The sequence below is a fragment of the Inquilinus ginsengisoli genome (genome assembly GCF_031453975.1).
GTDB lineage: Bacteria > Pseudomonadota > Alphaproteobacteria > DSM-16000 > Inquilinaceae > Inquilinus > Inquilinus ginsengisoli_A.
Window position 1 is genome coordinate 85,258 of the sequence record NZ_JAVDPW010000009.1, and the last position, 19,351, is coordinate 104,608.

At 70.8% G+C, this 19,351-nt stretch carries 17 protein-coding genes and 1 pseudogene; 9 read left to right on the forward strand and 9 right to left on the reverse strand.

Annotated features, from left to right (window positions below; genetic code table 11):
* Position 1 precedes the first annotated feature (1 nt).
* Together E9232_RS24425 and E9232_RS24430 are read left to right on the forward strand one after the other, a co-directional pair.
* Positions 2-901, forward strand: coding sequence for a creatininase family protein (locus E9232_RS24425; RefSeq protein WP_309798438.1), 900 nt, complete (start codon positions 2-4; stop codon positions 899-901).
* 64 nt (positions 902-965) lie between these two features.
* Entirely contained in the window at positions 966-1,847 is an 882-nt protein-coding gene (locus E9232_RS24430) for a methylated-DNA--[protein]-cysteine S-methyltransferase (protein WP_309798440.1), read from the forward strand.
* A 36-nt stretch (positions 1,848-1,883) separates the two neighbouring features.
* On the opposite strand, the gene dapB is transcribed toward E9232_RS24430, so the two are convergent.
* The 4 genes from dapB to E9232_RS24450 form a co-directional block, all read right to left on the reverse strand.
* The gene (gene dapB / locus E9232_RS24435) at positions 1,884-2,681 is read right to left on the reverse strand and encodes a 4-hydroxy-tetrahydrodipicolinate reductase (protein WP_309799080.1); all 798 of its coding nucleotides are present in this window, start codon (positions 2,679-2,681) and stop codon (positions 1,884-1,886) included.
* A 52-nt stretch (positions 2,682-2,733) separates the two neighbouring features.
* Positions 2,734-3,867 (reverse strand): molecular chaperone DnaJ, encoded by a 1,134-nt coding sequence (gene dnaJ, locus E9232_RS24440; RefSeq protein WP_309798444.1) that lies wholly within the window; start codon positions 3,865-3,867, stop codon positions 2,734-2,736.
* A 133-nt stretch (positions 3,868-4,000) separates the two neighbouring features.
* Positions 4,001-5,917 (reverse strand): molecular chaperone DnaK, encoded by a 1,917-nt coding sequence (gene dnaK, locus E9232_RS24445; RefSeq protein ID WP_309798446.1) that lies wholly within the window; start codon positions 5,915-5,917, stop codon positions 4,001-4,003.
* A 162-nt stretch (positions 5,918-6,079) separates the two neighbouring features.
* Complete coding sequence (locus tag E9232_RS24450) at positions 6,080-6,706, reverse strand: rhomboid family intramembrane serine protease (RefSeq protein WP_309798448.1); 627 nt, start codon at positions 6,704-6,706, stop codon at positions 6,080-6,082.
* 326 nt (positions 6,707-7,032) lie between these two features.
* Between E9232_RS24450 and E9232_RS24455 the strand changes: the two genes are divergently transcribed.
* Positions 7,033-8,331, forward strand: a complete 1,299-nt coding sequence (locus E9232_RS24455) for a hemolysin family protein (protein WP_309798450.1) — start codon at positions 7,033-7,035, stop codon at positions 8,329-8,331.
* Positions 8,332-8,467: 136 nt separating this feature from the next.
* Here the strand turns inward: E9232_RS24455 and E9232_RS24460 are convergent, their stop codons facing one another.
* Positions 8,468-9,640 (reverse strand): enolase C-terminal domain-like protein, encoded by a 1,173-nt coding sequence (locus E9232_RS24460; RefSeq protein WP_309798452.1) that lies wholly within the window; start codon positions 9,638-9,640, stop codon positions 8,468-8,470.
* Positions 9,641-9,770: 130 nt separating this feature from the next.
* On the opposite strand from E9232_RS24460, the pseudogene E9232_RS24465 reads away from it, so the two are divergent.
* Positions 9,771-9,962, forward strand: a pseudogene (locus tag E9232_RS24465) (phospholipase domain-containing protein); the annotation flags it as partial.
* Between the two features lie 61 nt (positions 9,963-10,023).
* Positions 10,024-10,227, forward strand: coding sequence for a phospholipase domain-containing protein (locus tag E9232_RS24470; RefSeq protein ID WP_309798453.1), 204 nt, complete (start codon positions 10,024-10,026; stop codon positions 10,225-10,227).
* 34 nt (positions 10,228-10,261) lie between these two features.
* Here E9232_RS24470 and E9232_RS24475 read toward each other — a convergent pair whose 3' ends face one another.
* The 4 genes from E9232_RS24475 to E9232_RS24490 are packed head-to-tail and all read right to left on the reverse strand — an operon-like array spanning position 10,262 to position 15,709.
* Positions 10,262-11,035, reverse strand: coding sequence for a hypothetical protein (locus tag E9232_RS24475; protein WP_309798455.1), 774 nt, complete (start codon positions 11,033-11,035; stop codon positions 10,262-10,264).
* 58 nt (positions 11,036-11,093) lie between these two features.
* Positions 11,094-14,573 carry a chromosome segregation protein SMC gene (smc, locus tag E9232_RS24480; protein ID WP_309798456.1) on the reverse strand — a complete coding sequence of 1,160 codons (3,480 nt, stop codon included), beginning with the start codon at positions 14,571-14,573 and terminating at the stop codon, positions 11,094-11,096.
* 19 nt (positions 14,574-14,592) lie between these two features.
* Entirely contained in the window at positions 14,593-15,219 is a 627-nt protein-coding gene (locus tag E9232_RS24485; protein ID WP_309798458.1) for a DsbA family protein, read from the reverse strand.
* Between the two features lie 25 nt (positions 15,220-15,244).
* Complete coding sequence (locus E9232_RS24490) at positions 15,245-15,709, reverse strand: DUF721 domain-containing protein (RefSeq protein WP_309798459.1); 465 nt, start codon at positions 15,707-15,709, stop codon at positions 15,245-15,247.
* A gap of 96 nt (positions 15,710-15,805) precedes the next feature.
* On the opposite strand from E9232_RS24490, the gene mutY reads away from it, so the two are divergent.
* The 4 genes from mutY (at position 15,806) to E9232_RS24510 (ending at position 19,351) form a co-directional block, all read left to right on the forward strand.
* Positions 15,806-16,885 carry an A/G-specific adenine glycosylase gene (gene mutY / locus E9232_RS24495; protein WP_309798461.1) on the forward strand — a complete coding sequence of 360 codons (1,080 nt, stop codon included), beginning with the start codon at positions 15,806-15,808 and terminating at the stop codon, positions 16,883-16,885.
* Between the two features lie 213 nt (positions 16,886-17,098).
* Positions 17,099-17,656 carry a NifU family protein gene (locus tag E9232_RS24500; RefSeq protein ID WP_309798462.1) on the forward strand — a complete coding sequence of 186 codons (558 nt, stop codon included), beginning with the start codon at positions 17,099-17,101 and terminating at the stop codon, positions 17,654-17,656.
* A gap of 239 nt (positions 17,657-17,895) precedes the next feature.
* Positions 17,896-18,729 (forward strand): glucosaminidase domain-containing protein, encoded by an 834-nt coding sequence (locus E9232_RS24505; RefSeq protein ID WP_309798464.1) that lies wholly within the window; start codon positions 17,896-17,898, stop codon positions 18,727-18,729.
* A 22-nt stretch (positions 18,730-18,751) separates the two neighbouring features.
* Positions 18,752-19,351 carry a malonic semialdehyde reductase gene (locus tag E9232_RS24510; protein WP_309798466.1) on the forward strand — a complete coding sequence of 200 codons (600 nt, stop codon included), beginning with the start codon at positions 18,752-18,754 and terminating at the stop codon, positions 19,349-19,351.

A 19,351-nucleotide genomic window follows, 5' to 3' on the forward strand; every position in this document is an offset into this window, starting at 1 on the left:
GATGGACGAGGTGCGCTGGGAGCGGATGTTTCCGGATCAGCTGGAACGCCGCTTCGCCGAATCGCCGGTGCTGTACCTGACCTACGGGCTGTGCGAACCGCACGGCCCGCACAACGCGGTCGGGCTCGACACCCTGAAGGCGCACGGCATCGCCTGTGCCGCGGCGCGACTCGGCGGCGGCATCGTCGCCCCGCCGGACCATTGGCACATCCATGAGGTCGGCGACTACGCGATCTGGGCCCGCGATACGGTGGGCGAGGTGGCGCGCGACTGGATGACGGCGGTGCCGCCCTGGCACCATTTCAAATCGATCTGCTACCAGCTGCGCGCCGCCGACCGCATCGGCTTCAAGGCGGTGATCCTGCTGACCGGGCATTACGGCCAGAACTACCGCGACCTCGCCACCATGGTCGGGCTGGTGCAGCCTTTCGTCGGGGCCCGGCTGCACTCCCTGCCGGATTTCGAGGCCGATCCGGCGGGCTTCGACGGCGACGGCCGCGCCGGCGGCGACCATGCCGGGCGGATCGAGACCTCGCAGCTCTGGGCGATCGAGCCGGATTGCGTCGACAGCTCGCGCCTGCCGCCGGCGGATGCGCCGGGACCGCATTTCGCCATGGGGCCGGACGCGGCCCGGGCCCGGCGCCGCGACGGCGAGGCGATGGTGGCGCGCCAAGCCGAATGGCTGGCGGCGAAGGCGCGTGAACTACTGGCGGCGCATGACGCGGTGCGGCCGACGGCCCGGCTGCTCGGCTTCCGCGATGTCGAGCGGCTGTGGGACACTGTGGTGGCGCCGGCGCTGCCGAATTTCCTGACCATGCAGCGCGACGGCTACGGCCTGGACCGGACGGTGCCGCCGGACAGCCGCTGGCACCTCAACTGGCTGGCGGCGGAGGAGGGCTGAGCCTCCGGCCGCGATCGCAAGAACCGGGTTGTTGGCGGCGGCCGCCGGCACGACATTGACAGCCATGAGCACGCATCCCGCATCCAGCCCGGCCGAGGAGGACGAGCCCTTCCACGAGGCGATCTCCCGGGCCATCGCCATCCTGGTGGAGCGACGCGAGGATCCGCCGGACCTGACCGCGCTGGCCGCCGAGGTCGGGCTGCACCCGCACCACTTCCAGCGGGTGTTCTCGCGCTGGGTCGGCATCAGCCCGAAGCGTTTCGTCCAGTATCTGCGGCTCGACCACGCCAAGCGGCTGCTCAGCGCGCCGACCAGCCTGCTCGACGCGGCGCTCGACACCGGCCTGTCCGGCCCGTCGCGGCTGCACGACCTGTTCGTCACCTGCGAGGCGATGACGCCGGGCGACTGGAAGGGGCGCGGCGCCGGGCTGACCATCCGCTGGGGCCTCCATGCCAGCCCGTTCGGCCCCAGCCTGATCGGCACCACCGACCGCGGCGTGTGCTGGTTCAGCTTCGTGGTCGGCGGCGAGGCCGCGGCGATCGCCGAATTCGCCGGCGAATGGCCGGGGGCCGAACTGGTGCGCGACCAGGCGGCGACGGCGGAGGTTGCGGCGCGGATGTTCGCGCCGGTCGCGGGCCCCGCGACAGGCAGCCTGCCGCTGCCGGTGCTGCTGCGCGGCACCAACTTCCAGGTCAAGGTGTGGGAGGCGCTGCTGTCGATCCCCTCCGGCCGGGTCGCAAGCTATGGCGACGTCGCCGCCGCGATCGGCCGCCCGTCCGCCAGCCGGGCCGTCGGCGGCGCGGTCGGGTCCAACCCGGTCTCGGTGCTGATCCCCTGCCACCGCGTCATCCGCTCCAGCGGCGTCATCCACAACTACCGCTGGGGCGCCGACAAGAAACAGGCGCTGCTGGCCTGGGAAGCGGCGCGGACCAGCGCCGCGGCTTAGGGATTCGGGTCGGCCGCGGGCCGCGAAATCCGGGCGTCAGCCCAGGCCCAGCACGTCGGTCATGGAGTAGAGGCCGGGGGCGCGGCCGCGGCCCCACAGCGCGGCCTTGAGCGCGCCGCGGGCGAAGATGCCGCGGTCGGTCGCCCGGTGCGCCAGCTCGATGCGCTCGCCGGCGCCGGCCAGGATCACCGTGTGCTCGCCGACCACGTCGCCGCCGCGCAGCGTGGCGAAGCCGATGGCGCCGTCGGGGCGCCTGCCGTCGCGGTCGACGGCGCGCGCGGCATCGAAGTCGACGCCGCGGCCTTCGGCGGCGGCGCGGCCCAGCAGGATCGCGGTGCCGGAGGGGGCGTCGATCTTGTGGCGGTGGTGCATCTCCACCACCTCGATGTCCCAGCCGGCATCCAGCGCCCGTGCCGCCTGGCGCACCAGCGCGGCCAGCACGTTGATGCCCAGGCCCATATTGTAGGACTGCACCACCGGTGTGTGCCGCGCGGCACGACCCAGCGCCGCCAGATCCTCGGCCGAGAAGCCGGTGGTGCCGACCACATGCACCGCCTTGCCCTGCGCCGCCAGCGCGGAGAAGCGCACCGAGGCCTCGGGCCGAGTGAAGTCGACCACCGCGTCGGCGGTGGCGAACAGCTGCACCGGATCGTCGCCGACCGTGACGCCGCAGGCCGCCCGTCCGGCCAGCAGGCCGGCATCCTGGCCGACCGCGGCGCTGCCCTCATTGGCGATGGCGCCGTGCAGCACCACCGAACCGTCGGTGACATCCAGCACGGTCTGGATCAGCATCCGGCCCATGCGGCCGGCCGCCCCGGTGATGCCGAGCTTCAGGGCGCCCTCGATCGGGCGCGGGGTGTCGCCGGCGGTCATCGGGTCGCGATCCTCATTCCTTGAAGAATTCCTTCACCTTGGCGAAGAAGCCCTGGCTTTCCGGGCTGCTGCCGCCGCCGCCCTCGCGCTCGAACTCCTCGAGCAGTTCGCGCTGGCGCTTGCTGATGTTGACCGGGGTCTCGACCTGCAGCTCGACATACATGTCGCCGCGGCCGGGCGAGCGCAGCACCGACATGCCCTTGCCGCGCAGCCGGAAGCGGGCGCCGGACTGGGTGCCGGCCGGCACCGTGATCTTGGCGCGGCCGCCGTCGATCGCCGGGATCTCGATCGGCCCGCCCAGCGCCGCCGTCGCCATCGGGATCGGCGCCTTGCAGAACAGGTCGGCGCCGTCGCGCTGGAACAGCGCGTGCGGCCGGATCGACAGGAAGATGTAGAGGTCGCCGGGCGGGGCGCCGCGCGCGCCGCTCTCGCCCTCGTTCGACAGGCGGATCCGGGTGCCGTCGTCGACGCCCGGCGGGATGTCGACCTTCAGCGTCTTGTCCTTGCGGGTGCGGCCCGAGCCGCTGCAGGCGCGGCAGGGGTTCTTGATCACTCGGCCCTGGCCGCCGCAGCCGGGGCAGGTGCGTTCGACCGTGAAGAAGCCCTGTGAGGCGCGGACCCGGCCGGCGCCGCCGCAGGTCGGGCAGGTCACCGGCTGGCTGCCGGGTTCGGCGCCCGACCCGTCGCAGACCTCGCAGGCGATCGAGGACGGCACCTTGACCGTGGCCTGCTTGCCCTGGAACGCGTCTTCCAGCGAGATCTCGAGGTTGAAGCGGACATCGGCGCCGCGGCCGGCCTGGGCGCGCTGGCCGCCACCGCCGCGCCGCCCGCCCATGAAGTCGCCGAACATCTCCTCGAAGATGTCGGCGAAGCCGCCGGAGCCGAAATCGGGCCCGCCGCCGCCGCGCGGACCGCCGCCGCCCTCGAAGGCGGCATGGCCGAAGCGGTCATAGGCGGCGCGCTTCTGATCGTCCTTCAGGACGTCATAGGCCTCGCTGATTTCCTTGAACTTGTGCTCGGCGTCCTTGTTCCCGGGGTTGCGGTCCGGGTGGAACTGCATCGCCAGCTTGCGGTAGGCCTTCTTGATCTCGTCCGCGCCGGCGCCGCGCGCAACCCCCAAGAGCTCGTAAAAGTCCTGCTTCGCCATCCGCATCCTCGTGCCGCACCGGGAGAGCCGCACGGCCCCGGCCCGGATGAAAACCGCCCCCGCGCGGCCCCGTCGGGGACCTCGCGGGGGCGGTGTCTGCCCTCAATCGTGTGTCGCGATCACCGAGTCGCGGTCACGCCGACTTCTTCTTCTTGTCGTCGTCGACTTCCTCGAAATCGGCGTCGACCACGCCCTCTTCCGGCTTCGCCGAAGCCTGCTCGCCCTCGGGGGCGGCGCCGGTCTCCTGGCTGGCCTTGTACATGGCCTCGCCGATCTTCATCGCGGCCTGGGCCAGCGCGTCGGTCTTGGCCTTGATCTGGGCCGCGTCCTCGCCGGTCAGCGCCGTCTTCAGCTCGGCGATCGCGCTCTCGACCGCGGCCTTCTCGGCCGCATCGACCTTGTCGCCGTGCTCGACCAGCTGCTTCTCGGTGGTGTGGACCAGCGCATCGGCGTGGTTCTTGGCCTCGACCACCTCGCGCCGCGCCTTGTCGGCCACGGCATTGGCCTCGGCGTCACGCACCATCTTGTCGATGTCGCCGTCCGACAGGCCGCCCGAGGCCTGGATGCGGATCGCCTGCTCCTTGCCGGTCGCCTTGTCCTTGGCGCTGACATTGACCAGGCCGTTGGCGTCGATGTCGAAGGTGACCTCGACCTGCGGCATGCCGCGCGGGGCCGGCGGCAGCCCGACCAGGTCGAACTGGCCCAGCAGCTTGTTGTCGGCCGCCATCTCGCGCTCGCCCTGGAACACGCGGATGGTCACCGCGGTCTGGTTGTCCTCGGCGGTCGAGAAGGTCTGGCTCTTCTTGGTCGGGATCGTGGTGTTGCGCTCGATCAGCCGGGTGAACACGCCGCCCAGCGTCTCGATGCCGAGGGACAGCGGGGTGACGTCGAGCAGCAGGACATCCTTGACCTCGCCCTTCAGCACGCCGCCCTGGATCGCCGCGCCGATGGCCACGACCTCATCCGGGTTGACACCGCGGTTCGGCTCCTTGCCGAAGATCTGCTTCACCGTCTCGATGACCTTGGGCATGCGGGTCATGCCGCCGACCAGGATCACCTCGTCGATCTCGCTGGCCTTCAGCCCGGCGTCGCGCAGCGCGGCGCGGCATGGCTCGACCGTGCGCTGGATCAGGTCGTCGACCAGCGCCTCGAGCTTCGCCCGGGTCAGCTTGATGTTCAGGTGCTTCGGCCCGGTGGCGTCGGCGGTGATGAAGGGCAGGTTGACCTCGGTCTGCACCGAAGAGGACAGCTCGATCTTGGCCTTCTCGGCCGCTTCCTTCAGGCGCTGCAGCGCAAGGCGATCCTTGCGCAGGTCGATGCCCTGCTCCTTTTTGAACTCGTCGGCCAGATAGTCGATGATCTTGGCGTCGAAATCCTCGCCGCCGAGGAAGGTGTCGCCATTGGTCGACTTCACCTCGAACACGCCGTCGCCGATCTCGAGCACCGAGACGTCGAAGGTGCCGCCGCCGAGGTCGTAGACCGCGATCGTGCCGCTGGCCTTCTTGTCCAGGCCGTAGGCCAGGGCGGCCGCCGTCGGCTCGTTGATGATGCGCAGCACCTCCAGCCCGGCGATCCGGCCGGCATCCTTGGTGGCCTGGCGCTGGCTGTCGTTGAAGTAGGCCGGGACGGTGATGACCGCCTGGGTGACCTTCTCGCCCAGGAAGTTCTCGGCCGTCTCCTTCATCTTCTGCAGGATGAAGGCGCTGATCTGGCTGGGGGCGAACTTCTCGCCGCGCGACTGGACCCAGGCGTCGCCATTGTCGCCGGACACGATCTGGTACGGCACCAGGTCCTTGTCCTTCTGGGTCATCGGGTCGTCGTAGCGGCGACCGATCAGGCGCTTGACCGCGAAGATGGTGTTCTCGGGGTTGGTCACGGCCTGGCGCTTGGCCGCCTGACCGACCAGCCGCTCACCCGATTCGGTGAAGGCGACGATCGACGGCGTGGTGCGCGCGCCTTCCGCGTTCTCGATCACACGGCCCTGCGCCCCGTCCATGATGGCAACGCAGGAATTCGTGGTGCCGAGGTCGATACCGATGACTTTGCTCATCTCTTCCTCATTCCTTCAGCAGGTCGCGTCTGGCCCTCGGTGAGGCACCGCCGGGACCCCCAATCAATGATATGCCGCCCGCGGGCAGCGTCGCTCCCACGGTCATATAGGCGGGGCGTCCACGGGCTGCAACGTCGAGTCTTCAGGATTGTGACGCCGGGCCTATGCGCGCTTCGGCGTGCCGAGGAGGATGCCGGCCAGGAAGCCGCCGATATGGGCCTGCCAGGCGATCTGGGCGTCCAGCCCCATCAGCCCGCCCCCCAGCAGGGCGAACAGGACGTTGGCGATGACGGTGAAGCCGATCAGGTTCATCGCCAGCCGCCGCCGGGCCGGGTCGTGGGTCGCCAGCATCAGCCGGCAGAACGCGCCGATGCAGCCGGACACCGCGCCCGAGGCACCGTACAGCTGGATCTCCTGCCCCCAGCTGGCGGCGACCTGGACCAGCGCCGCCGCCACCGTGGTGGCCAGCAGCAGCACGATGTAGCGGCGCTTGCCGAACTGGCGTTCGCAGACGCTGCCGAAGGCCAGGAAGAAGCCGAGATTGGCGACCAGGTGGATCGGCTCGACATGGATGAAGGCGTAGAACACCAGCGAGGAGATGACCGTCAGCGCATCCAGTGCCGTCCACCGGTCGAGTTCCTCAAAGTAAACCGGGACCACGACCATGCGGTTGATGATCGGTCCCCACAGCGTCTCCGGCAGCAGGTGGATCGCGGCGAAGACGGCGACCAGGACGACGCTGAGCCACATTGTGATCGGCGGGACGTTGAAGATCGGCTGGCGCGACATGGCCTCTCGGCTCTCATGGGGATCCCGGCCTCATACAGGAGCGGGGGCCGGACCGGAAGCCCGCGCGGTGCCGCGCAGGCCGGGATCCCGGGATCGATTCGGCCCATGATCCCGTTCTGAAGGACAGGATGACCGGATTCGCCATCATCGAGGCGCCGTCGACCCCGGGGATGCCATCGCCGCGCCCTTCGTGGCAGCGCTGATCGCCGGCCTGTCGGATGATGACGGCCGTGACGGTGGACGCGGGGGCGCCTGACCGGCTATCTCATCGGCATCATGCCTGCCGAAACCGAAGAGACGGACGAACCTCCGTCTAGCATCCGCCGATGATCGTCGAAATCGTCATCGTCGTGCTGCTGATCCTGGTCAACGCCTTCTTCGCGATGTCGGAGATGGCGCTGGTCAACGCCCGCCGGGCCCGCCTGCAAGGCATGGCCGAGGCGGGCCATCGCGGCGCCCGCGCCGCCCTCACCCTGGCCGAAGATCCCAGCCGCCTGCTGTCCACCGTGCAGGTCGGCATCACCCTGGTCGGCATCTTCGCCGGCGCCTTCGGCGGCGCCACCCTGTCGGTGCCGCTGCGCGACTGGCTGGCGACCCAGCCGGTGGTCGGGCCCTGGGCCGACGGGCTGTCCTTCGCCCTGGTGGTGTTCGCCATCACCTATTTCTCGCTGATCGTCGGCGAGCTGGTGCCGAAGCGCATCGCCCTGAACCACGCCGAGACCATCGCCGCCCGGGTCGCTCGGCCGATGCAGCGGATCGCCTCGGTCGGCGCACCGGTGGTGTGGCTGCTGCAGCGGTCGACCGAGCTGGTGCTGCGCCTGCTTGGCATCTCCTCGGTCCAGGGCCAGACGGTGACCGAGGAAGAGGTCAAGTCGCTGATCGCCGAGGGCACCGAGGCCGGCGTCTTCGTCGAGGCCGAGCGCGAGATGATCGAGGGCGTGCTGCGCCTGGCCGACCGGTCGGTGCGTTCGATCATGACGCCGCGGCACGAGATGGTGTGGATCGACCTCGACGACAGCCCGGACGAGATCCGCAAGACCATCTCGTCGAGCGGGTGCAGCCGGTTCCCGGTGGCGCGCGGCTCGCTGGACGAGCTCGAAGGCATGGTCCAGACCAAGGACATGCTCGACCGCATGCTGCAGGGCGGGCCCTTCGACATCGCCGAGACCATGCGCCCGCCGCTGGTGGTGCCGGACGGCACGCCGGCGCTGAAGCTGCTGCAGACCTTCCGCAGCTCCGCCATCCACCTCGCGGTGGTGGTGGACGAATACGGCAGCGTCGAGGGGTTGGTGACGCCCAGCGATATCCTGTCGGCGATCGCGGGCGAGGTCGGCGACCTCAGCATCGACGCCGACGGCTATTCGATCGTGCGGCGCGAAGACGGCAGCTGGCTGGTCGACGCCATGACCCCGATCGACGAGGTCGAGCGGCTGCTGCGCCTGCGCGGCCTGCGTTCGCCGGAGGACGACTACCACACCCTGGCCGGCTTCGTGCTCTGGCACCTCGGCCGCATGCCGAAGGTGGCGGAGAGCTTCGTCGAGAACGGGATGCGCTACGAGGTCATGGACATGGACGGCAACCGCATCGACAAGGTGCTGGTGCGGGTCGAGATGACCGAGCCTTAGAGACCGTTTGGAAACGCGCCGGCGCGGCCGCCTGATGGCGGTTCCTGCGCTTCCGGTGCTCACGGACCGAACGTCCGCTGCGCTCCAGCATCGACGGCAGCACCGCGCGGGTGCAGTGCCAGGCGCCCTCCTCGCGTCACCAGTCCACCACGGTGCCGTCGGGCATGACGGCGTCGCGGGTCGGGAAGGGTTCCTGTTCGAAGGGATGCTTCGCGGCGACCTTGAGGTCGACCTCGACGCCCAGCCCCGGCGCCTCGGGCACCGCCCAGGCGCTGCCCTCGCGCCGGATCGGGCCCTGGACCACCTCGAAATACCAGGGCACGGCGCCGGTCATCTCCTCCTGGATCACGAAGTTCGGCGTCGCCACGTCGTAATGCAGCGCCGCCACCCCGGCGATCGGCCCCAGCGGGTTGTGCGGGGCGATGCCGCAGCCGGCGACCTCGGCCAGCGCCGCGATCCGCCGCGCCTCGGTCAGCCCGCCGCAATGGCACAGGTCGGGCTGGGCGATGGCGATGGCACGGGCATCCAGCAGCGGCGCGAATTCCAGGGCGCTGGTCAGCCTCTCACCGGCCGCGACCGGCACCGGTGATCGCGCCGCGATCTGCTTCATCGACGCCACGTCGCCGGGCGGGATCGGCTCCTCCACGAACAGCGGCCGGGCCGGGGCCAGCGCCTCGATATAGGCCAGGGCGGCGGTGGGCGAGGCGGGGCGGCCGTGGAAGTCGACCATGATCTCGACGCCGGGTCCGACCGCGGCGCGCAGATCGGCCATGGCCCGGCCCAGGCTGTCGATCTGGGCGACGCCGGCGGTGTAGTGGGTGTAGGGCACGTTGACGATCTTGAAGGCGTCGTAGCCGGCCTCGACCACGGCCAGGCCGCGCTCGACCAGCGGGCCCGCCTCCATGGTGCCGTAGACCGCGTTCATCTCGCCCATGCCGAGATGGGTGTAGACCGGCACCCGGTCGCGCAGCTTGCCGCCCAGCAGGCGCCACACCGGCACGCCCAGCGCCTTGCCCAGGATGTCCCACAGCGCGATCTCGACGCCCGATAGCGCGGTCATGCCGATCACGCCCAGCATCCAGAAGCCCTGCTTCTTCACCGCCCGCACCGCGGCCTCGATGTCGCGCGGGTCGCGGCCGATCAGCAGCGGCGCGATGTCCTCGACCGCGCCGGTGACGGCGCGGGTCTTCCATTCCAGCGTCGCCTCGCCCCAGCCGTAGAGGCCGGGCTGGTCGGTCAGCACCCGGACGAACACCCAGTTGCGCAGCCCGGCATTGACGACATGCGTCTCGATCGCGGTGATCTTCACTCGGCCGTCCCTCACGATGTCGTTGAACGAATCATATGATCAAAGGGGTCGGGCCGCATCGGCTCTTCGTCTCCGCGACGTCTGTCTGTCATCTTGATCGCCTAGGATGCCGGCCCGCCGTTCCAGCCGGATGCGAGGCCGAGCCAGAACCACGCCCGATACGCCGCAGCCGCTCTATCAGGAGGCTGGGACGCGGCCGTCGCGGGCGCTGCCCTGCGAGCTGCATGTGAATGCCCGCGTCGCGGCCGGCGGCCGGGTGACGCTGGACTTCGCCAACACCGGCGCCCAAGGGGCGGTGTTTCGCGTCTACGACAATCTGCATCTCGACCGCATCCCGCGCCGCTACACGGTCGAGGCCGGCAAGCGGCTCGAGGATGGCTGGGATGCCGATGCCAGCGGGGGACCAGGGCACGCTGACGGTGGCGCCGGGCGCGACCGCGAGCCGGCGCTGGAGCCGGGCGGACAGCGCCGGCTGGTACGATTTCACCATCGCCGCCGACGGCTTCGAACGCCGCTTCGCCGGCCGCCTCGAAACCGGCCGGCCCGGCGTCAGCGACCCGGCCATGGCACTGCATCTGGCGATCTGAGGGGCAGGGGCGGCCCGCCGCATCCGTCGGGCCGTCAGCGGGCTTCGCCTCCAGGCCTGGGTGCCAGCAGTGCTTCCAGGTCACTGCAGCCTTTCAGGTCTCTGGCTCCGGGCATGACCGGAGTCTCCGTCATGGCGTCGTGCGTCGACCTCAAGAGGGCGTCGCGGTCCAGGGTCTGGCGACCCGGGGCGAGCAGTCCTGGAAGCACAGCGTGCAAGGCGTCGTTGAGGGGGTGGGAATTGTCGGCAGCGAAGATCCCCGCGCACACGACACCAAAGGACGAGACGATCCATCCCTCCTCCTTTTCGATCCAGAATTGATAGGTGCCCTTCTGGTCGACCGCGGCCTCGGGAGCGGCGGTCTCGTAGGCGTCAATGAATGCAGCAGCGCAACGAATTGAAAAAGCCATCCCCGACCCAATCTCAGTCTGATGCTGTACTATTCTTTTTAATATCTTCGTATCTAGAATCTCTAGTCCATCAAGACGCTCAAAAACATAAGACTTCCATATGATCATTCCGGTTAGGCAAATTTTATCTAGAGCTTGAAGATCCCTTGCTTCGACTGGATTCGCGATCTGCAGGACGTCCAAATTCCATGCAGCATCCAATATTGCGGCTGCGGCTGGATCGGCCATGCCCGGAATGCCGCTTCCATCGGTGCCTGTGGGAGCCATCTTTCTGAACGCGTCGAAGGCGGCTTGGCTCGCGGCCAGGGCACCGGCCAAGGCATCGATATCGGCCTTTGCGGGCGCGCCGGTCAGAATCAGCGCGGCGATCAGACCGGCCCGGGCCTTCATTCCCATCATGATGCGAAGCCCCCCTCACCTTCGATTGCCAGGCCGTTGCGCCGACCGATGCCCGATCCTACACCGCCAGTTCCCGCTGGTGCGGCTGGGCGTGGCGGATGGCCTGTTCGAGGTCGACCGAGACCAGCTGGCTGACGCCGCGCTCCATCATGGTCACGCCGTACAGCCGGTTCACCCGCGCCATGGTCATGCGGTGATGGGTGATGATCAGGAAGCGGGTGCGGCCGCTTTCGGCCATCTCGGACAGCAGCGTGCACAGCCGGTCGACATTGGCGTCGTCCAGCGGCGCGTCGACCTCGTCCAGCACGCAGATCGGCGCCGGGTTGGTCAGGAACACCGCGAAGATCAGCGCTGCGGCGGTCAGCGCCTGCTCGCCGCCCGACAGCAGCGACAGGTGCTGCAGCTTCTTGCCCGGCGGGCTGGCGTAGATCTCCAGCCCGGCCTCCAGCGGGTCCTCGGTGTCGGTCAGGGCCAGATGGGCCTTGCCGCCGCCGAACAGCCGGGTGAACAGTGCCCGGAAATGGCCGTCGACCACGTCGAAGCTGGCCACCAGCCGTTCCCGCGCCTCGCGGTTCAGCGAAGCGATGCCCTGGCGCAGCTTGGCGATGGCGGCGGTCAGGTCCTCCTTCTCCGCCGCCAGCCGGGTGTGCTGGGATTCGATCTCGACGATCTCGACCTCGGCCCGCAGGTTGACCGGGCCGATGGTCTCGCGCTCGCGGCTCAGCCGGTCCAGCTTGCGGGCGATCTCCTCGGCATCCGGCCGTGGGGCGTCAGGGTCCAGACCCGCCAGCGCGGCGACGGCCTCGGGCTCACAGTCCAGCCGCTCGGCAATGCGGATCTTCAGCCCGTCCACCGCGGTCTGGCCGGCGACCACCGCGGCCTCGCCGCGCACCCGGCCCTCGCGCGCCTCGGCCAGGGCCGATTCGGCGGCGCGCAGGGCGCGGTCGGCGGCGTCCTGGCGCTGCTCGCCCACCGCCAGGGCATCGGCCGCCAGCCGGCGCGCCCGCTCCGCCGTGTCGATCTGGCCGATCAGGGTCTCGCGCCGCGCCGCGATCTCGGCCGGTTTGGCGTCCAGCTCGACCAGCGTCGCGTGCGCCTCCTCCAGCCGCGCCTCCAGCTCGGCCAGCCGGTCGGCGCTGCCGCGGGCCCGGCTGTCCCAGCCCTGGACCTCGCTCTCGATGGTGCGCAGCCGGTTGCGCCGGCCGCCGGCCTCGCGCTGCAGCCGCTCCAGCCCCGACTGCCGGGCGCCCAGCGCCGAGCGGGCCTCGGCCAGTGACGAGCGGATCTCGCTCACCGCCCGGCGCTGGGCCTCGCCATCCGGCAGGGCCTCGATCTCGCCGGCGATGTCCTCGCGCTCGCGGCCGGCCTCGTCGCGGTCGGTCGACAGCCGCTCGGCCTGGGCCGTCAGCGCCGCCAGCCGGCTGCGCCGCGCCGCCTCGGCCTGGGCCGCCTTGCTCTGCGCCTCGCGCGCCCGGCCGATGGCGGCCACCGCCTCCTGCTGGCTGCGCCGGGCGGCGCGGTCGGTGTCCTGGGCGGTCTGCGCCGCCTGGCGGGCCGTATCCATCGCCCGGCGCGCCGATCCGGCGGCATCCGCGGCGGTCTCGAGCTGCGCCTCCAGCTGTTCCAGCCGGTTGCGCTGCTGCAGCCGCGCCGCGGCGGGGGAGGGGGCGCCCGGCCGGGCCACCAGCCCGTCCCAGCGCCAGCGGCCGCCGGCCCTGGTCACCAGCGCCTGGCCGGGCGCCAGCGCCGGCAGCAGCGCCTCGGCGGCGGCGGCATCGGCGACCACGCCGACATGGCTCAGCCGCCGGGCCAGCGCCGCCGGGGCGGTGACATGGCCGGCCAGCGCTTCGGCGCCCTCCGGCAGCGGTGCGGCCGAGTCGTATCCCGGCAGCTCGGCCCAATGCAGCGGCGCGCTGCGGTCGGCCGGAACCGACGCTTCGTCGCCCAGCGCCGCGCCCAGCGCGGCCTCCCAGCCGGGATCGACCCGCAGCAGGTCCAGGATCGGGGCCCGGGCATCGCCGGGCTTGCTGTTGCCCAGGGCCGCGCGCAGGCCGTCGGCCTCCGCCTTCAGCCGGGTGGCGGCGCCCTCGGCCGCCTGCGAGGCATCGCGCGCCGCGGCCAGCGCGGCATCGGCCGCCTGCTTGCGGTCCTCCGCGATGTCGACCGCCTCCTGCGTCGCCTCCAGCCGCTCCTCGGCCTCGGCCAGCACCGCGGCGGCGGCCTCGGCGCCGTCGGCGCCGGCCAGCTCGGCCTCGACCAGGGCGATCTGGCGCCGGGCATCCTCGTCCCGGCGGGCGAGGTCCAGCAGCCGGCCCTCCAGCTCACGCTGGCGCTTCAGCAGGCTCTGCCGCCGCGCCTCGTCGCCGGCCGCGGCCTCGGTCAGCGCGGTCAGCTGGCCGTCGAGCGTGTCGACCACCTCGCGCTGGGTGTCGATCGCCGCGCGCGCCTCAGCCTCGGCATCGGCCTCGCCGGCGCTCTGGCGGTCGATCCGCTCGCGCTCCTCGGCCAGCCGGGCCAGGGCCTGGGCGGCGTCGGTGGCCAGTGACCGCTCGCGCACCAGGTCGCCCTTGACCTGCTCCAGCCGCCGGTTGGTGTCGAGGATCGCCTGGCTCAGCCGGCCGGCCTCGGCCTCGAGTGTTTCACGTGAAACCAGCAGGCGCTGCAGCGTCGCGGCCGAATCGGCGTCGGTCTTGCGCAGCGGCGGCAGGGCGGCGGCGGCCTCGGCCTGTTCGGTGGTGCCGCGGGTCGCCGCGATCATGCGCTCGCCGACGATCCGCTCATTGGCGTCATAGGCCTGGCGGGCGGCGGCCAGCACCGTCACCGCCTCGGTCCACTGCAGGTGCAGCAGCACCGCCTCGATCTGGCGGATCTGTTCGGAGATGGTGCGGTAGCGCACGGCCTGCCGCGCCTGCTTGCGCAGGCCGCCGAGCTGGGCGTCCAGCTGCACCAGCACGTCGTCCAGCCGCAGCAGGTTCTCATCGGCCGACCGCAGCCGCAGCTCGGCCTCATGGCGCCGGCTGTGCAGGCCGGTGATCCCGGCCGCCTCCTCCAGCACCTGCCGCCGCTCGGCCGGGCGGGCGGAGATCATGGCCGCGATCCGGCCCTGGCTGACCAGGGCGGGCGAGGCCGGGCCGGAGGCATTGTCCTGGAACAGCAGCTGGACATCGCGGGCGCGCACCAGCTTGCCGTTGATGCGGTAGTCCGACCCGGTGCCGCGCTCGATCCGCCGGGTGATCTCGATGCTGTCGGCGTGGTCCCAGCCCGGCGCGCCGCGGTCGGCATTGTCGAGGGTGATCGTCACCTCGGCCAGGTTGCGCGCCGCCCGGCCGGTGGTGCCGCCGAAGATCACATCGTCCATCTCCTGGCCGCGCATGCGCCGGGCGGAGTTCTCACCCATCGCCCAGCGCAGCGCCTCGACCAGGTTGGACTTGCCGCAGCCGTTCGGCCCGACCACCCCGGTCAGGCCGGGTTCGATCGTCACGTCCGTCGGGTCGACGAAGGATTTGAAGCCCGACAGGCGGAGCCGGGCGAAATGCACGGCGGCGGGTCCCAGACCGTCAGTTGGTCGCGACGCCCTTCTCGGCGAGCTTCTTGTCGAAGAGCGCCTTGAAGGTGTCGAAGCTGGCCTCGCCCTCGATCTTCTCGCCCTCGACGACGAAGGTCGGGGTGGCGTTGACCTGGTAGGCCGTGGTGGCGTCCTGGCCCAGCTTGACGATGGCGTCGGCGACGCTGTTGTCGGCCAGGCAGGCGTCGAACTTGTCCTTGGGCAGGCCGGCCATGCCGCCGATCTGGGCCAGGGCCGCGATCGGGTCCTTGGCCGTGGCCCAGCTGGTCTGGGTCTGGAACAGCACCTTGGCGATGTTGAAGTACTGCTCGCGCGGGGCGCAGCGCGCCATCATGCCGGCGCGCAGGTCCAGCCCGTTCAGCGGGAACTGGCGGAACACCAGCTTCACCTTGCCGCTGTCGATGTAGGTCTTCTCGATCTGCGGCAGCACGTCATTGGCGAAGGCGGCGCAATGCGGGCAGGTGAAGGAGGCGAATTCCAGCATCGTCACCGGCGCGTCGGCCTTGCCGAGCACATAGTCGGTGTCGGTGATCTTCGGGTCCCAGGCCTGGGCCGAGGCCGAACCGGTCATGAACGTCGCCGCGGCGAGGGCCAGGCCGGCGAACAGGGTCTTCAGCATCCGATGGTCTCCATGCATTCAGGCCTTATCGCGGCGGCGTTCGGGCATAAAGCGCCCGGCCGAACGCCGCAAGTCGGGATTTCCACTCCAGGTCGTCGACCGCATCGAGCGACTGCGCCAGCATTGCCTCTTCCGCCGGGGTCAGGGCACGGCGGCGCGGTGTCGCGGGCCGGCGCGCCAGCGGCGCCTGGACCAGCTTCATCCGCACGATGGCGGCGTAGCCGAAATGGCCGTTGATCCGCTCGATCAGCCGGTCCTGGTCGTGCTGCAGCAGCAGGGCGTCGGCGGGGTCGACCCGCAGCGCCAGCGTGCCGCCGTCGCGCCGCCCGGCGGGAAAGGTCAGCTTCTCCGGCACCGCGCGGTCGGCCCAATGGTCGCCCACCACCGCGGGCCAGTCCGCGAACAGGCTGCCGATGGCGCTGCGTCCGCCGCCCAGCGCCTTGCGGGCCAGGGCGGGAACCAGGGCGGCCATGGATCTCGGATAGCTCATCAACAGGCCTTCGGGGCGGGGTGCTGCGACCGGATCGAATTGCGGGACTCGTGCCCCTAGTGTTACGCCATGGGCACCGGAGCGGCAACGCAAGCCATGCCTGACACAGCCACGTCCACCCCATCCCATCCGGGGCCCGATCTGGCCCCTTCGCTGCTGGCCTGGTACGACCGGCATCGCCGCGTCCTGCCCTGGCGCGCGCTGCCGGGGCAGAAGGCGGACCCGTACCGGGTCTGGCTCAGCGAGATCATGCTGCAGCAGACCACCGTGGCGGCGGTGAAGGACTATTTCCTCGACTTCACCGGGCGCTGGCCGACCGTGGCCGACCTCGCCGCCGCGCATCTCGACGATGTGCTGCGCGCCTGGGCGGGCCTGGGCTACTACGCGCGGGCTCGGAACATGCATCGCTGCGCCGGTCTGGTGGTGGAACGCCATGGCGGAGTGTTCCCGTCGGACGAGGCGGAATTGCGGCAGCTGCCTGGGGTGGGCGACTACACCGCGGCGGCGATCGCGGCGATCGCCTTCGACCGGCCGGCCGCCGTCATGGACGGCAATGTCGAACGGGTGATGGCGCGGATCTTCGCGGTCGAGACGCCGCTGCCCACCGCCAAGCCGACCCTCAAGGCGCATGCCGCCGCCCTGACCCCGCGGCGCCGGCCGGGCGACTACGCCCAGGCGGTCATGGACCTGGGAGCCACCATCTGCACCCCGCGCAGCCCGAAATGCATCCTGTGCCCGTGGACCGAGGCGTGCCGGGCCCGCCGCCGCGGCATCGCCGAGACGCTGCCGGCCAAGCTGGCCAAGGCGGCGAAGCCGACCCGCCGCGCCGTCGCCTTCTGGCTGACCGACGACCAGGGCCGAGTGCTGCTGCGCCGCCGGCCGCCGAAGGGCATGCTGGGCGGGATGATGGAGTTCCCGTCCTCCGCCTGGCTGGAGCAGCCGATGCCGGATCTGGCGGCGGTGCGCGGCGAGGCGCCGGGGGCGGCAGATTGGCGGATCCTGCCGGGACTGGTGCGCCACGGCTTCACCCATTTCGACTTCGAGCTGACGGTGGCGGCGGGCCGGAGCCGCGGTTCCCTGGACGGGATCTGGATGGCGCCCGACCAGCTGGGCGAGGCCGGGCTGCCGACCGCGATGTGGAAGATCGCCCGCCATGCCCTGCGGCATCTTGAATGACGGGGTCCGGCGCCTCAAATCAGCCTTAGTCACCGGCCCTGATCCGACCTCGTCAGGACGGTGCGGTTGCGCAAGTATCGGCCCGGGCCGGTCAGCGGCGATTGGCGTGCGACTCTGTGGCGCCCCGTTTCGTCTTGATCTCCGGGCCTTTGTTCTTCACCCTGCCGGCGCGCTGGCCATGAGGCTGCGCGCGATCGTAAGGAAACCGTGTCCATGTTCATCCAGACCGAGCAGACACCCAACCCGGCCAGCCTGAAGTTCCTGCCGGGCCGCGCGGTGATGGATGCGGGCACCGCCAACTTCCCGTCGGTGGAAACGGCGGCGCGGTCGCCCTTGGCGCAGCGCCTGTTCGAGATCGACGGCGTCACCGGCGTCTTCCTCGGCACCGACTTCGTGACGGTGACCAAGGCCGACCCGGTCGACTGGTACGTGCTGAAGCCGTCGGTCCTCGGCGCGGTCATGGAGCATTTCACCGCCGGCCGCCCGGTTCTGGTGGCCGAGACGGCGGCGGAAGGCTCCGATGCCGCCACGGGCGAGGAATCCGAGATCGTCGCCCAGATCCGGGAGCTGATCGACACCCGCGTCCGGCCCGCCGTGGCTCAGGACGGCGGCGACATCGTGTTCCAAGGCTACGAGGAAGGGGTGGTCTACCTGCACATGCAGGGCTCCTGCTCCGGCTGCCCCAGCTCGACCATGACGCTGAAGGCGGGCATCGAGAACATGCTCAAGCACTACATCCCCGAAGTGACGGAGGTGCGCGCCGTCGCCTGACGGCGGGCTGCGCTCCCCCCGGCGGCGCTCCTGAGACATAGGAGCGTCCGCGAACCCGGTCGTGCCGATAGGCGGGGCGCCCGGGGTCGCTGATCCGGGCGCAACCGTGAACGAGGTCCATGCAGGTTCGTTTGTTCCGACCGGCCGCCGCCTTGGCCGGCCTTTTGCTGATCGTGCCCCTTGCCGTGGCAGCCGCCGAGCCACCGGCACCCCCACCCCCCGCGATCGTCGATCAACAAGTGGCAGATCTGCCGCCGCTTCTGGCTGCACCGGCCTCGGCCGTGCCGCCGATCGACAAGACCTCCGACGTCGTCCTCAGGGTCGACAGCGCGGGCAAGCTCAGCGACATCTTCGACAGCGTCGACTACACCCTCGCCGATGTGCGCGACGGTGAGGCCGAGGTTCCGCGCCTGCTGGTCGAGGCGATGCCCGACGATTTGCGCCGGCTCGGTTCCCTCGATCTGCGCAAGGACGTGTTCTTCAACGCGCTGCTGCCGCTGGTGCTGCGGGTGAACGAGGACATCCGGCACGACCGCGACCGGCTGCTGGCGCTGCAGAGGCTGCAACGCCTCGGCCTGGAGCCGCGGGGCGAGGCGGCGGCCTGGCTCAGCGCGCTGAGCGAGCGCTACGGCGTCGCCGACGGCGACATCGACGCGCTGCTGCTGCGGGTCGATGTGGTGCCGCCCTCGCTGGCGCTGGCCCAGGCGGCGGTCGAATCCGGCTGGGGCACCTCGTACAGCGCCCAGCGTCGCAACGCCCTGTTCGGCCAGACCACGGGGTCCGCGGTGCGCTACGCCGCCTTCGAACGGCTGATCGACGGAGTCGCCTCCTACGCCCGCAATCTCAACACCCATCCGGCCTATGCCGCCTTCCGGGCGCAGCGTGCAGCGCAGCGAGCCGCGCGGCAGAAGCTTGACGGCTATGATCTGGCGTCGACCCTCACGCGCTATTCCAGCCGCGGCACGGCCTATATCCGGGATGTTCGGGCCATGATCCGCGGAAACGACCTGGTCGAGCTCGATTCCGCCCGGCTTGCCGCGGACCGCGCGATCGGCTTACCTGCCGCCAGCTGAAATTTTCTGCAGCAGGGCCGGCATGGCGCTCGACAACACCGCTCTCAACACGCTGTTCCGCGAAGCCCGCGCCAGGTGTGCCTTTCTCGACGAGGCGATCCCGGAGGCGACGCTGCGGGCGGTCTACAACCTGCTGAAGCAGGGCCCGACCGCCGTCAATTCCAGCCCGGCCCGGATCGTCTTCGTCACCTCCGAGCCGGGGCGGGCGGCGCTGCGGTCAGCGCTGGGTCCGGCCCTGGATTCCGACGTGGTCGGGGCGACGCTGCAAGCACCGGTGACGGCGATCGTGGCTTACGATTCCGCGTTCCACGAACAGCTGCCGCGGCTGCTGCCGGACCAGCCGCAGGCTGCGGCGCGCTTCGCCGCCCAGCCCGAGATGGCGCAGGATACGGCGCAGCGCGGCGCGGCGATGCAGGCGGCCTACCTGATCATGGCGGCGCGCGGCGTCGGGCTCGGCTGCTGGCTGGTCGGCGAATTCGACCGCGCCAAGGTCGACGCCGCCTTCCTGTCCGGCACCCGCTGGCGCTCCAGCCTGCTGGTCGACATCGGCTATGTCGACCGCAGCAAGGAATTCCCCCGCCGCCCGCGGCTGGAGTTCGAGGACGTCTGCCGGATCGTATGA

Excerpts from the sequence above, each read along its gene's own strand:
- E9232_RS24425 (WP_309798438.1), top strand. The coding sequence starts at position 2 with ATGGACGAGGTGCGCTGGGAGCGGATGTTTCCGGATCAGCTGGAACGC.
- E9232_RS24430 (WP_309798440.1), top strand. The coding sequence starts at position 966 with ATGAGCACGCATCCCGCATCCAGCCCGGCCGAGGAGGACGAGCCCTTC.
- dnaJ (WP_309798444.1), bottom strand. The coding sequence starts at position 3,867 with ATGGCGAAGCAGGACTTTTACGAGCTCTTGGGGGTTGCGCGCGGCGCC.
- dnaK (WP_309798446.1), bottom strand. The coding sequence starts at position 5,917 with ATGAGCAAAGTCATCGGTATCGACCTCGGCACCACGAATTCCTGCGTT.
- E9232_RS24450 (WP_309798448.1), bottom strand. The coding sequence starts at position 6,706 with ATGTCGCGCCAGCCGATCTTCAACGTCCCGCCGATCACAATGTGGCTC.
- E9232_RS24455 (WP_309798450.1), top strand. The coding sequence starts at position 7,033 with ATGATCGTCGAAATCGTCATCGTCGTGCTGCTGATCCTGGTCAACGCC.
- E9232_RS24470 (WP_309798453.1), top strand. The coding sequence starts at position 10,024 with ATGCCGATGCCAGCGGGGGACCAGGGCACGCTGACGGTGGCGCCGGGC.
- E9232_RS24475 (WP_309798455.1), bottom strand. The coding sequence starts at position 11,035 with ATGATGGGAATGAAGGCCCGGGCCGGTCTGATCGCCGCGCTGATTCTG.
- E9232_RS24485 (WP_309798458.1), bottom strand. The coding sequence starts at position 15,219 with ATGCTGAAGACCCTGTTCGCCGGCCTGGCCCTCGCCGCGGCGACGTTC.
- E9232_RS24490 (WP_309798459.1), bottom strand. The coding sequence starts at position 15,709 with ATGAGCTATCCGAGATCCATGGCCGCCCTGGTTCCCGCCCTGGCCCGC.
- mutY (WP_309798461.1), top strand. The coding sequence starts at position 15,806 with ATGCCTGACACAGCCACGTCCACCCCATCCCATCCGGGGCCCGATCTG.
- E9232_RS24500 (WP_309798462.1), top strand. The coding sequence starts at position 17,099 with ATGTTCATCCAGACCGAGCAGACACCCAACCCGGCCAGCCTGAAGTTC.
- E9232_RS24510 (WP_309798466.1), top strand. The coding sequence starts at position 18,752 with ATGGCGCTCGACAACACCGCTCTCAACACGCTGTTCCGCGAAGCCCGC.